We start from the raw sequence: 13028 nt of genomic DNA on the forward strand, positions 1-13028 counted from the left end.
TGGTGTTAGCGGATACGACCCCTACAGGGAGGATCGCGAGCGCATCGTGACCGCATCCGAGAGGGCGGCGCAGCTCGTCCGGATCGCCGCCGAGGCGGCAGGCGACAAGCTGGCCGACGACATTCTTGCCTACGACGTGAGCGAGCAGCTCGTCATCACCGACGCGTTCGTGCTCTGCTCCGCCCCCAGCGACCGCCAGGTCCGCGCCATCGTGGACGAGGTCGAACGGCGCCTCCGGGAGGACGCCGGGGCCAAGCCCGTCCGCCGCGAGGGCGAGCGCGAAGGCCGCTGGGTGCTGCTGGACTACGCGGACATCATCGTGCACATCCAGCACGAGGAGGACCGCATGTTCTACGCCCTCGAACGGCTCTGGAAAGACTGCCCCCTCATGGAACTCCCCGAGCGGGTCACCGCCCACCAGGCCCAGCGCGCCCGCGCCGTCGGGAGCCCCGAGTGAGCGAACCCCGTCCGACAAGGGAACCGGGGAAGCGGCGGCTGGTGCTGTGGCGGCACGGGCAGACCGCGTGGAACGTCGAACGCCGCTTCCAGGGCAAGGCCGACATCCCTCTCGACGAGACCGGCGTCCAGCAGGCCCGGCGGGCGGCGCGGCTGCTCGCCGGCCTCCAGCCGACCGCGCTGCTGTCGTCCCCGCTGCGGCGGGCCGCCGACACCGCGCAGGCCCTCGCCGACATCACCGGGCTCCCCGTCCGGTACGACAAGGACCTCATCGAACGCGACGGCGGCGCCTGGGAGGGCCTCACCAACCGCGAGATCCGCGAGCGGTACCCGGCGGAGCACGCCGCCTGGCAGCCGCCCGGCGGCGAGACCAGCGCCCAGGTCGCCAAGCGCGTCGGCGCGGCCCTCGAACGCGCCCTCGACGGCTTGGAGCCGGACGGGCAGCTCGTCGTCGCGTCCCACGGCGCCGCGCTCCGCCTCGGCATGTCCCACCTCCTCGGCCTGCCCGAGGAGACGTGGGAACGGCTCGGCGGACTGTCCAACTGCTGCTGGTCCGTGATCACCGAGATGCGCATCGGCGGCTGGCGCCTCGCCGAGCACAACGCCGGAACGCTCCCCGAACCCGTGCTCAGCGACGACCGTCCCGACGCCGGAACCTGAACCGCAAACGATTCGAGCCGTACTCACTCCGTCCTATACACTGGCGGGGCGCCGCGGGATGAACGTCCACGCGGCGGCGGGGCTATGGCGCAGTTGGTAGCGCGCCTCCATGGCATGGAGGAGGTCTGGGGTTCGAATCCCCATAGCTCCACTCGGAGTTGGGAGTGGTGTGGTCGAGGCTTTGCCTCTTCCCTGCCACTCCTTCGTCGTGTTGACCCGGGGGGCAACCCCCGGACCCCCGATGTGGTGGGCTCCGCCCCCCACGCCCCCCTTGTGGCTTGGGTCGCTGTTCCCGTGCGGGCCCTTGTGGTTTGGGTCTCTGGTTCCGTGCTGGCCGTGGTGGCTTGGGGCGCCGGGTCTGTGCTGGTGGGGGCTCCGTTCGGGGTGGTCCGTGCTTGTGGGCGGAGCGGATGGTTGCGGGGGGTGGTTTCATGCCTGGTATGGGAAGACATCGCAGGGGGGCGACGCGGGAGGTCACGGTGGGCGACCTCATCGACGAGTTGCGCAAGTACGAGCCGGGGACGCGGGTTCGGCTCGCGATCCAGCCGCGGCTTCCGCAGGAGCATGCGGTCGGGCCGGTGGCCGAGGCCGACGGGACCGTGTGGATCGGGGACGGCGGCCAGCGCGGCTACGCGCCCGACGAGGTCCGCGAGCGGCTCGGCTGGGTCTGACCGCAAAAGGTTCGCCATGACGGCGGTCGGCTTTCGTCCGGGCGCGCTTCATCGTGTTGATCATGCGGGAACGCCACCGGGTGGCGATGCGCGATCGAGATGAGGACTGCCCCATGAGAAGCCGGATCACCGGACGGACGCTGCTGCTCGTGCTTGCCGCCGCCGTCCCGGCCGTGCCCGCGGTCGCGCTGGCCGCGCCGCCGCCCGCGCCGGGCACCGCGAGCGCGCCCGCCGCCGCGAGCGCGCCCGCCGCGGGTGCGCCCGCGGGGAGCGCCGGGACGCAGACCGTGAGCACGAGCGACTGCGCGAAGGCGCTGCAGGCGATCTCGTCCCTTGGACTGCTTCCGAAACGTCCCGACCTCGGCCGGGTCGTCTGCACGTCGCGGGCGGAGAAGGAGGCGCCTCCCGCGCGTCCCTCGCGTCCCGACACCACCGGCCAGGTCACCAGCGAGCACACCGCGAGCAACGGCCGGACCGTCCGGGAGAACGAGGTTCTCGGAGTGCCGGTCGAGTGGCCGAGGAACGTCACGGTGCACGTGCCCACGGTCAACGACCGCTGGTACACCTACACCGCGAAGAAGGGCTGACGTCGAACGCGGGCCGCGGCGGGACGTCCCGCCGCGGCCCGCGTCCGGAGCGCTCCCTGCGTGCACTAAGCTTTTCCCGACCGAGGGGCTATGGCGCAGTTGGTAGCGCGCCTCCATGGCATGGAGGAGGTCTGGGGTTCGAATCCCCATAGCTCCACCCGGAGTCTGGGAGTGGCGAGTTCGGCGCGAAAGCGCCGGTCGCCACTCCTTTGTCATGTTTCGCCCATTCACGTCGGTGCCGTCACCCGAACCCGCTTCCTGACCGAATCGTTGGCATCTGAGAAAGCCCGACCCGACCAGAGGGGCTCCGGTGACCCGACGCCTGCGCATCGACGACCTGACCGACCTGGCGCTGCCCGAGCAGCCCGTGCTGTCCCCGGACGGCACGCGGCTGGTGTACGTGCTGCGCACGGACGACACCGCCGCGGACCGCTGCGTCCGCCGCCTGTGGACCGTGGACACCGCCGGGGGCCGGCCCCGGCGGCTCACCCGCGGCGCCGCCGACGTGTCGCCCGCCTGGTCGCCGGACGGGTCCCAGGTGGCGTTTCTGCGCGGCGAGGACGGCCCCCCGCAGGTGTGGCTCCTTCCGGCCGACGGCGGCGAACCCGAGAAGGTCACCGATCTGCCGCTCGGCGCCGGGCCGCCGTGTTGGAAACCCGACGGCACGGCGCTCGCGTTCACCGCTCCCGTCGACCTCGACGCTTTTCCCGGCGAGGACGACGCGGCGCGGGCCCGCAGGCGTACCGCGCCGATCGTCACCGACCGGATCGACCATCGGGCGGACGGCGCCGGGCTTCTCGGGCGGGTTCGGGCGCATGTCTTCGTTCTCGAACTGGAGACGCGGCAGGCCCGCCGGGTGACGTCGGGGGACTGGCACGCCGGGGAGCCCTCATGGTCGCCGGACGGGACGCGCCTCGCCTTCGGCGCCACCATGCCCGACACCGATCTGACCGCGCACGTCGCCGCGTACGTGCTGGACGTGTCCGACCGGAAGGCCGTCCCGCGGCGGGTGGGTCCGGCCGAGGGGGGCGTGGGCCCGGTGGTGTGGACGTCCGGCGGCGACGCGTTGCTGGTCGTCGGCACGTACGGGACGGTGCTGGGCCACAACCGGCTGCTGCGCGTGCCGCTCGACGGCGGACCGGCGACCGACCTGTCCGGCATGCTCGACCGCAACGTCATGCCGGGCATGCCCGGTTATCCGGGGTCGGTGCCGCGCCTTGTCGAGGACGGGGAGAAGGTGCTGTTCTGCGCCCGCGACCAGGGGTGCACGCATTTGTACGTGACGCCCACGGCGGGCGACGGCACGCCGAGGCGAGTGGTCGGCGGCCCCGGGTGGGTCGTCTCGGGGGTGGATGCGCGGAACGGGACCGCGGCGCTCGTCCTGACCACCGAGGAGTCGTTCGGCGAGGTCGTCACCGTGGACCTCGCGACGGGGGTCGACACCGTCCGCACCGCGCACGGCGCGCCGTTCGCCGGCGCCGAGTCGTACCGGCGCGAGGAGCGCGTGTTCCCCATCTCGGACGGCGCCGTCGTGCAGGGCTGGGTGATGCGCGACCCCGGCGCGGATACGCCCGGCCCGCTCCTGCTCGACATCCACGGCGGCCCGCACAACGCGTGGAACGCCGCCGCCGACCACGCGCACATGTACCACCAGGAACTCGTCGCGCGGGGCTGGACGGTCCTGCTGCTGAACCCGCGGGGCAGCGACGGCTACGGCGAGGCGTTCTTCACCGGCGCGCTCGGCGGCTGGGGCGTCGCCGACGCCGCGGACTTCCTCGAACCGCTTGACGCTCTCGTCGCGGAGGGCGTCGCGGACCCGTCCCGGATCGCCGTCTCCGGCTACAGCTACGGCGGCTACATGACCTGCTACCTGACGAGCCGGACCGGCCGGTTCGCGGCGGCGGTGGCGGGCGGCGTCGTGTCCGACCTGGTGAGCCTCACCGGGACGTCGGACTGCGGGCATCATCTGGCCGAGTACGAGCTCGGCGGGACGCCCTGGTCCAGCCCCGACCGGTACACCGAGATGTCTCCGTACAGCCGGGTCGAGGACGTCCGGACGCCGACGCTGCTCCTGCACGGCACCGCCGACCTGCGCTGCCCGGACGGGCAGGCCGAGCAGTGGCTCGCCGCGCTGCGGGCGCGGGGCGTCCCGTCCCGGCTCGTCTACTATCCGGACGCCTCGCATTTCTTCTTCCTGGACGGGCCGCCCTCGCAGCGCGCCGACTTCAACCGGCGCATCGTGGATTGGGTCGAGCGCTACGCGGGCGGCACAGGCCGTGCCTCCATCGACGCGGCGCACTGGCAGCGCAGGCTTGAGGAGCTGGCTGAACGGCACCGCGTCCCGGGCGCGGTCTTCGGCATCCTGCGGATCGCCCCGGGACGCGAGGACGAGCTGGTGGAGGCGGCGCACGGCGTCCTCAACACGGCGACCGGCGTGACCGCGACGCCCGACTCGATCTTCCAGATCGGGTCGATGACGAAGGTGTGGACGGCGACGCTCGTCATGCAGCTCGTCGACGAGGGCCTCCTCGACCTGGACGCCCCGGTCGTCGACGTCCTGCCCGAGCTGCGGCTCAGCGACCTGGAGGGCACGAAGCGCGTCACGATGCGGCACCTGCTCAACCACACGAGCGGCATCGACGGCGACGTGTTCACCGACACCGGGCGCGGCGACGACTGCGTCGAGAAGTACACGGCGGAGCTGGCCGAGGTGGCGCGCAACCATCCGCTCGGCGCGACCTGGTCGTACTGCAACGCCGGGTTCACCCTCGCCGGACGGGTGGTCGAGAAGCTCACCGGCCGCACCTGGGACCGGGCGCTCCGCGAGCGGCTCATCGAGCCCCTCGGCCTGGAGCACACCGTGACGCTGCCGGAGGAGGCGCTGCTGCACCGCGCCGCCGCCGGGCACGTCGCGGACGGCGACGCCGTCCCGGTGCGCACCGGGACGTGGGCGCTGCCCCGCTCGCTCGGCCCGGCGGGGCTGATCACCGCCTCCGCGGCGGACGCGCTCGCGTTCGCCCGCCTGCACCTCACCGGCGGCCTCGCCCCGGACGGCACGCGGCTGCTGAGCGAGCGGAGCGTCGCCGAGATGGCCGCCGAGCACGCCGTCCTGCCGGACCGGTACGGCCCCGGCGACTCGTGGGGGCTCGGCTGGGCGCGGATGGGCTGGGACGGCCGCCGCCTCGTCGGCCACGACGGCAACACGATCGGCCAGTCGGCGTACCTGCGCGTCCTCCCGGACGAGGGACTCGCGGTGGTGCTGCTGACGAACGGCGGCCAGCACGTCGACCTGTACGAGGACCTGTTCCGCGAGGTCTTCGCCGAGCTGGCCGGGGTCGCGATGCCGCGTCCGGTGGAGCCCGCCGCGCCGCCCCCGCCGGTCGACGTCCGCCGCCACACCGGCCGCTACAGCCGGACGGGCGCCGACCTGGAGGTGTTCGAGCGGGCCGGGCGGGCCGTCCTGCGCATGACGGCGACCGGCCCGCTCGCCGAGATCGTCGCGGAGCCGGTCGCCGAGTACGACCTGCACCCGGTCGACGCGGCCGGGAACCTGTTCGCCGTCCGCGAGCCCGACGAGCGGACCTGGCAGCCCGTCGCCTTCTACGCGCTGCCCACCGGGGAGCGCTATCTGCACTTCGGGGTGCGCGCCACCCCGAAGTGCGACTGACCGTCCGGCTCAGTCAGGCGGTGTAGCGCAGGACGGCTCCCACGTGCAGGCCGGGGCCGGGCCCGTCCGACGGCAGCACGACCAGCTCGCCGTCGGTCGCGGCCGCGGCCCTGACCAGCGCGGCGTCGGCCCGGACCGGCTCGGGCGCGGGCACGCCGAACGCGTCGCGCAGCTCCTCGGGGGACGTGGCGACCTGGCTCGGGTCGGGGCCGATCCACAGCCGGTCCCCCGAGTTCGGGTCGCCGTCGAGGAGGAGCGTCTCCACGCGCCCCTGCCGGACGGCCTCCGTGGTGGCGGGCAGTCCCGCGACGGCGCGCTGCCCGTTCGCCAGCTCGCGGTCGAAGCGCTCGGCGACCGCCATGATCCGCTCGGTGGTCTTGAGCCGCAGCAGGCGGCGCAGCTCGGCGTCCAGGGCGGGGTCGTCGACGGTCGTGTTCTTGTCGGTCTCCACGGTGTGTTCGAGGACGTTCTCCGACACCTCCTCCAGGACGGCCGTCCGCGCCCGCACGTCACCGGCGATCAGCACGGCCTCGGCGCGGCAGCGGTCGGCGGCGCGGTCGATCTCATGCGCGACCTTCTTGGCGTTGGCCTTCCACACGTTCTCCGACGAGCGCTGGAACCGGGACTGGTTCCAGTCGCCCGCCTTGGTCTTGCGGATGGGGTAGTCCTCGTCGCCCCGGACCTCGAAGCGGCGGTGCCGCCCGTCCGGGCCGACGCAGTCGATCTCGCCGCCGCGGCGGTCCACCACGGCGAGCAGGTGCGGGAACCGCTCGCCCCGTTCGGCCAGGTAGGGCAGGACGTCGGGGAGCGGCCCCACCGTCGCGCGGGTGGCCGCGGGCGGGCCGGGGAGGCGGGCGCTGTGCACCACCTCGCCGTCCGCCGCGAAGACCACCAGGCCCTCCGAGCGGCGCGCCAGCATCTCCTCGTCGATGGTCTGCTCGATCGCGCGCAGCGTGGCCGCCGGGGCGTCGCGGTCCTCCAGATCCGCGCGCAGCGCCCGCCACCGCAGCTCGGCGGCCTTGGACGCGTCCTCCGTCGTCCGGGTCAGGTCGGCGTAGACCGACGCGAAGGGGCCCGGACGCTCGTACAGCGTCTTGAGGAATGACAGATCCATAGAATGGCCGTACCCGATTTTTCTGTGGCAAACGTAAGGATTGGGGCTTCTGGGGCGTTCCTCGCCGCTCCGGTTACCGGCCGCGCGCCGCCTCCGTGCGCGCGGGACGACGGCGCATCGGCGACAATGACACCCGGAAGGGGGACTCGTGCGCATCGGCATCCTGGGCACGCTCGACGTGCGGGACGAAACCGCCAGGCCCGTCGAGGTCAGCGGCCCCCGGCTGCGCGTCCTGCTGGTCCGGCTGGCGGCGGAGGCGGGCCGGCCGGTGTCGGTCGGCCGGCTGCTCGACGACCTCTGGGACGGCGCGCCGCCGAGCGGCGGCGGCAACGCGCTCCAGGCGCTCGTCTCGCGGCTGCGCGGCGTCGCCGGCCGCGACCTCGTCGAGCACGGCCCCGCCGGGTACCGGCTCGGCATCGACCCGGCGGAGGTCGACGCCGTCGCGTTCGAGCGGGACGTCGTCGCCGCCCGCGCCGAGGACGACCCCGCCCGGCGTGCCCACCTGCTGCGCGCCGCGCTCCGGCTCTGGCGCGGCCCCGCCCTCGCCGACGCCGCCGACGCCGCGTTCGCCGCCGCGCCGATCGCCCGGCTGGAGGAGCTGCGGCTCGCCGCCGTCGAGGACCGGGTGGACGCCGAACTGGCCGCCGGGCTCCCCGTCCCGCCGGTCGCCGACCTCGAACCGCTCGCCGCCGCGAACCCGCTCCGCGAACGCCTGCGCGGCCAGCTCATGCGCGCCCTCTACGCCGCCGGACGGCAGGCCGACGCCCTGGAGGTGTTCGAGGAGACCCGCCGCGCCCTCGCCGACCGGCTCGGCGTCGACCCGTCGCCCGAGCTGTCGGCCGTGCACCTGTCCATCCTCCGCCGCGACCCCGTCGCCGGCCGCGCCGCCGAGCCGCCCGAGCCCGTCGCGCCGCCCGCGGCGCCGCCGGACGTCTCGCGCCCCGCGACCCGCACGAACCTCCCCGCCCAGCTCACCAGCTTCGTCGGACGCGAGGAGGAGTCCCGCCGCGTCGGCAAGCTGCTGCGCGAGACGCGGCTGGTCACCCTGACCGGCCCCGGCGGCGCGGGCAAGACGCGCCTCGCCGGAGAGAGCGCGGCAGCGCTCGTCGAGGAGACGCCGGACGGCGTGTGGTTCGTCCCGCTGGCGCCGGTGAGCGACCCGGCCGACGTCGTGCAGGCCGTGCTCGTCGCGCTCGCCGTCCCGGAGACCGTCCGGCCCGTCGAGACGCGGGTCGTGCCGAGGCCCCTCGAACGGCTCACCGACTTCCTCGCCGCCAAGCGGATGGTCGTCGTCCTCGACAACTGCGAGCACGTCCTCGACGCGACGGCCCGGCTCGCCGACCACGTCCTCGCGCAGGCGCCCGGCGTGCGGATGCTCGCCACCAGCCGGGAGCCGCTCGGCATCACCGGCGAGTCGCTGTGCCCGGTGCCGTCCCTGCCGCTGCCGGACGCGGACGTCGCCGATCCCGCCGAGGCGCTCGGGTTCGCGTCCGTCCGGCTGTTCGGCGACCGGGCGGCGGCCGTCCGGCCCGGCTTCGCCGTGGACGCCGAGACCGTCGCCGACGTCGTCGAGATCTGCCGCGCCCTCGACGGCATCCCGCTCGCCATCGAGCTCGCCGCGGCCCGGCTGCGCTCCCTCACCCCCGGCCAGGTCGCCGCGCGGCTCGGCGACCGGTTCCGGCTGCTCACCGGCGGCAGCCGCACGGCGCTGCCCCGGCACCGCACGCTCCGCGCCGTCGTCGACTGGAGCTGGGACCTCCTCGACGACGTCGAGCGCACCGTCCTGCGCCGCCTGTCGGTGTTCGCGGGCGGCGCCACCCCGGACGCCGCCGTCGACGTGTGCGGCCTCCCCGCCCCCGACGCGCCCGAGCCGCAGGACGTCATCGACGTGATCGCCGCCCTGGTGGAGAAGTCGCTCGTCATGGCGGACGGCGACGCCGAGGTCCGCTACCGGCTGCTGGAGACCGTCCGCGTGTACGCGGGGGAGCGGCTGGAGGAGGCCGGGGAGGCGCCGCGCGTCCGGTCCGCGCACGCCGCGCACCTGGTCGCCCTCGCCGAGCGCGCCGAGCCGGAGCTGCGCCGCCGCGACCAGCTCCGCTGGACCGAGCGGCTGGCCGCCGAGCGCGGCAACGTCACCGTCGCGTTCCGGCACGTCGTCGACACCGGCGACGGGGAGACCGGGCTCCGCCTCGTCGCGGCGCTCGTCTGGTTCTGGGTGCTGCGCGACATGGAGATGGAGGCCGGGCACTGGGCGGTCGCCGTCCGCGACATGGTCGGCGACGACCCGCCGCCCGGGCTGGAGGAGCAGCACGCCCTCTGCGTCATCTCGGCCAAGATCATCAAGGAGATGACCAGGGACGTCGGCCCGACGCGGGAGTCGCTCAACGCCGTCTTCGAGGCGGTCGCGGAGGCCCTGCCCGAGCGGCCGCTGCATCCCGTCCTCGCCCTGATGGAGTCGGCGTCCGCGCTGCTCAGCGGGGACCTGGACGAGATCAGGCGGCGGCTGCGGCGGATCGAGGACCACCCCGACCCCTGGGTCCGCGCCGTGTCCCACACGCTGCTCGCGCACATGGCCATCAACACCGGGCACATCGACGAGGCCGCCGCGGAGGCCGCCGACGGCTACGCCCGGTTCCGCGACCTCGGCGACCGCTTCGGGATGATCCTCGTGCTCAGCGGGATGATGCAGGTCGCCATGGCGCGCGGCGAGCCCGCCGAGGCCGTCGCGCTCGGCGAGGAGGCGTACGGCTACGCGACCATGGGCGTCAGCCCCGAGCAGGGCGCGTCGATCCTCGCCCAGCTCGGCCGGGCGCGGGCCGAGCGGGGCGACTTCGCCCAGGCCCGCGACGACGTGGAGCGGGCCATGGCGCAGATGGAGCGGATCGGCGAGCTCGCCGACGCCGCCGGGGCGTCCCTCCAGCTCTGCGAGATGGACCTGAAGGGCGGCGACCGCGCCGCCGCCCGCGCGCACGCCGCCCGCGCCCGCCACTGGACGGAGCCGCGCGGGCACCGTCCCGACTTCGCGCAGGCCGTCCGCCGCACCCTCAGCCGCCTCGGCTCCCTCGCCGAGGAGGACGGCGACCTCGACGCCGCCCTCGACTGGCACACGAGGGCCTTCACCGACCTCCAGAACGACGCGCTGATGGGCAATCCCGCGCTGGCCACCATGGTCGAGGGCCTCGCGGCGTGCGCCGCCGCGCGCGGCGCCTGCGTCCGGGCAGCGGAACTGCTCGGCACCGCCCACACCTTGCACGGCTTCCGCGACGTGACGTCCTACGACGAGGAGCGGACGCATGCCTACGTCACGTCCGTCCTCGGACCGGACGCGTTCGCCGCCGCGTACGAGCGGGGCCGCCAGGTCACCCGCGAGGACGTGTTCGCCGCTGGCGTCGACCTCGTCCGGTCGACCGCGCCCGAACCCGTCTGACCCGTCCGCCGCTCTAGGGGCCGGGAACGCGAGAAGGCGAGGCGCCCCCGTTCGGGTCATGCCTCGCCTTCTTCGCTTGCCTCGGCCCTCCGGGGCGGACGTCAGGCCCTCCGCGAATACATCCGCATGGCCAGCGGGAAAGTGACCGCGACGATTCCGGCCGCCCACGCGAGCGTGTACCAGACGTGGTTTCCGACCGGTCCGCCGACCATCAGCGCCCGCATCGACTCCGCGAGGTGCGTGACCGGGTTGACCTTCGTCCACGCTTCGAGCCATCCCGGCATCGTGGACGTGTCCGGCACCAGGATGCTGCTCCCGAAGGTCAGCGGCATCACCCAGATGAACGCCAGCCCTTGGACGGTTTCCGGTGTCGGCGCGACCAAGCCCACCAGGACAGAGATCCAGCAAACCGCCAGGTAGAACACGTAGGCGAGCGCGAACGCACCCAGCACCGAGAGCGGATCGGTGTGGAACCGGAACCCGAGGATCGACCCGAATCCCACGAGGACTGTCATCACGGTCACGAACCGGGCCGTGTCACCGAGCACCGAACCGATCAGCGGCGCGGAACGGGCGATCGGCAGGCTCCGGAACCGGTCGAACACGCCCTTGTGGATGTCCTCGTTCAGCGCGGTCCCAAGACCCATCGTCGCGAACATCGCCATTTGCGCGATCAACCCCGGCAGCAACTTCTGCAAATACGAGTGCGTGTCGCCCGCGACGGCCCCGCCGAACACGTAAAGGAAAAGCAGCAGGAACACGATCGGCATGAGAGTCGTGTCGAGCAGTTTCTCCGGGGAGTGCTTCAACTGGGAGATGTTGCGCCAAGCCAGCGTGAGGCCGTGGCGCAGTGTTCGCTGCGGGCTGATGCGCGCGGGCGGCTCGGTGGCGGGCCGGCGCGTTTCGACGGCGATGGCGGTCATGCCACGCTCCCCTCGGTGACGAGATCGGATTCTTCGGTCGCTTCTTCTTCGTCTTCGGCGAGATGGCCGGTGAGCGTGAGGAACACCTCGTCCAGGCTCGGCATCCGCAGGGCCAGCTCGGCCGCCGTGATGGACGCCTCGTCCAGCCGCCTGACCAGCGCCGACAGCACACCGGGATCGTGCACCGGGACGCTGACCAGCCCGGTCGGCCGCTGCACCTCGGGACGCTCGCCGCTCAGCTCGGCGACGATCGAGGTGAGCTGCGCCGTGCGGAACGGCTCGGAGGCGCGCACCACCAGCGTCTGCCGACCGATCCGCCCCTTCAGATCGTCGGACGTGCCCTCCGCGATCACCCGTCCGTGGTCGAACACCGCGATCCGGTCGGCGAGCGCGTCGGCCTCCTCTAGGTACTGCGTGGTCAGCAGGACGGTCGCGCCCTCCGCGACGACGCCGCGGACCGTGTCCCAGACCTCGTTGCGGGCCCGCGGGTCCAGCCCGGTCGTGGGCTCGTCCAGGTAGATGACCTCGGGATGGTTGATCAGGCTGGCCGCCAGGTCGAGCCGCCGCCGCATCCCGCCCGAGTACGTCTTGACGGCCCGGGCCCCCGCGTCGGTCAACCGGAACCTGTCCAGCAGCTGGCGCGCCCTGGCCTTCGCCTCCCGGCGCGGGAAGTCCAGCAGGCGGGCGATCATCACGAGGTTCTCGAAGCCGGTCAGCTCCTCGTCCACCGAGGCGTACTGGCCCGTCAGCCCGATCATCGCGCGCACCCGGACGGCGTCCTTGACGACGTCGTAACCGCAGACCTCGGCCCGTCCGGCGTCCGGCTTGAGCAAGGTCGCCAGCACGCGGACGGCCGTCGTCTTGCCCGCCCCGTTCGGCCCCAGCACCCCGAGGACCGTCCCCCGGCGCGCCGAGATGTCCACGCCGTCCAGGGCCTTGGTGTCCCCGAACTGTTTGCGCAGTCCTTCGGCGCGAATCACATCGTCCATCAGTCCGCCCTTCGCGGTCTTCGCTGTGTCGTCCACCACCTTCGACGAGGCCGCTGACACGGCGCGGACATCGGCCGCCGTCCGCTGACGCGACACTGACGCGCGCCTGACGCCGATCCCGTGAACGCTCGATGACCAGGACTTATCCTTGCTTGGACGAGAGTTGGGCGAGCTCGATTTGACGGGCCGTCCGGGGGTGCCTAATGTTCTTCCTGCCCCAAGGGGATGCGGGACGCCGGGAGGCGGACGGCCCCAGGGGAAGCCGACAAAGGAAAAACGGTTCGCAGCTTGCTCCGGACCGGGTTACCCTTGAATGGCAAGCCCGGACGGGACGCAGGACACCGCGAGGTGGCCGGCCCGCAGGGCGCCCCCCACGAAACGATCTTCGCGAGTCTTCTTTGGCTTGTGGTGGTGTCGTGGTGTGGGGGTTCTGGCAGGTCCCTCGTCCGTCAAAAAGATCTTCCTGGATCTTCTTGACAACGGGGGCGAGTCAGGTAAGTTAGAAGGGTTGCCCCGGAGCCGGGGCCCGCGGGA

9 protein-coding genes and 2 tRNA genes are annotated in these 13028 nt (G+C 73.3%); 8 read left to right on the forward strand and 3 right to left on the reverse strand.

Going from position 1 to position 13028, the window contains the following annotated elements; translation table 11 throughout:
• Positions 1-46 precede the first annotated feature (46 nt).
• The 7 genes from rsfS to FXF65_RS31930 all read left to right on the forward strand — a co-directional run bounded on the left by rsfS (position 47) and on the right by FXF65_RS31930 (position 6041).
• A complete protein-coding gene (gene rsfS, locus FXF65_RS31900) occupies positions 47-457 on the forward strand; it encodes a ribosome silencing factor (protein WP_148353745.1) in 411 nt (136 codons plus the stop codon).
• Complete coding sequence (locus FXF65_RS31905) at positions 454-1116, forward strand: histidine phosphatase family protein (protein ID WP_148353746.1); 663 nt, start codon at positions 454-456, stop codon at positions 1114-1116. The genes rsfS and FXF65_RS31905 overlap by 4 nt, the downstream gene beginning before the upstream one ends.
• A gap of 78 nt (positions 1117-1194) precedes the next feature.
• Positions 1195-1267 (forward strand) — tRNA-Ala (locus FXF65_RS31910).
• Positions 1268-1595: 328 nt separating this feature from the next.
• Positions 1596-1787, forward strand: coding sequence for a hypothetical protein (locus tag FXF65_RS44045; RefSeq protein WP_187412600.1), 192 nt, complete (start codon positions 1596-1598; stop codon positions 1785-1787).
• Positions 1788-1900: 113 nt separating this feature from the next.
• Positions 1901-2374 (forward strand): hypothetical protein, encoded by a 474-nt coding sequence (locus FXF65_RS44050; protein ID WP_187412601.1) that lies wholly within the window; start codon positions 1901-1903, stop codon positions 2372-2374.
• Between the two features lie 84 nt (positions 2375-2458).
• Positions 2459-2531: transfer RNA gene (locus FXF65_RS31925), tRNA-Ala, on the forward strand.
• A gap of 153 nt (positions 2532-2684) precedes the next feature.
• Positions 2685-6041: a serine hydrolase gene (locus FXF65_RS31930; RefSeq protein WP_148353749.1), complete on the forward strand. Its 3357-nt coding sequence runs from the start codon at positions 2685-2687 to the stop codon at positions 6039-6041.
• 13 nt (positions 6042-6054) lie between these two features.
• On the opposite strand, the gene FXF65_RS31935 is transcribed toward FXF65_RS31930, so the two are convergent.
• Complete coding sequence (locus FXF65_RS31935) at positions 6055-7155, reverse strand: baeRF2 domain-containing protein (protein ID WP_148353750.1); 1101 nt, start codon at positions 7153-7155, stop codon at positions 6055-6057.
• Positions 7156-7303: 148 nt separating this feature from the next.
• Here FXF65_RS31935 and FXF65_RS31940 point away from each other — a divergent pair, with 148 nt between their 5' ends.
• Entirely contained in the window at positions 7304-10582 is a 3279-nt protein-coding gene (locus tag FXF65_RS31940; protein WP_148353751.1) for an ATP-binding protein, read from the forward strand.
• Positions 10583-10683: 101 nt separating this feature from the next.
• Here the strand turns inward: FXF65_RS31940 and FXF65_RS31945 are convergent, their stop codons facing one another.
• Together FXF65_RS31945 and FXF65_RS31950 are read right to left on the reverse strand one after the other, a co-directional pair.
• The gene (locus FXF65_RS31945) at positions 10684-11505 is read right to left on the reverse strand and encodes an ABC transporter permease (protein WP_148353752.1); all 822 of its coding nucleotides are present in this window, start codon (positions 11503-11505) and stop codon (positions 10684-10686) included.
• On the reverse strand, positions 11502-12494 hold the full coding sequence (locus FXF65_RS31950; RefSeq protein WP_148353753.1) for an ATP-binding cassette domain-containing protein: 993 nt from the start codon (positions 12492-12494) through the stop codon (positions 11502-11504). Before FXF65_RS31950 ends, FXF65_RS31945 begins: the two co-directional genes overlap by 4 nt.
• Between the last annotated feature and the right edge of the window lie 534 nt (positions 12495-13028).

Origin of the sequence: Actinomadura syzygii (assembly GCF_008085905.1) — a bacterium.
GTDB classification, from domain to species: Bacteria; Actinomycetota; Actinomycetes; order Streptosporangiales; family Streptosporangiaceae; genus Spirillospora; species Spirillospora syzygii.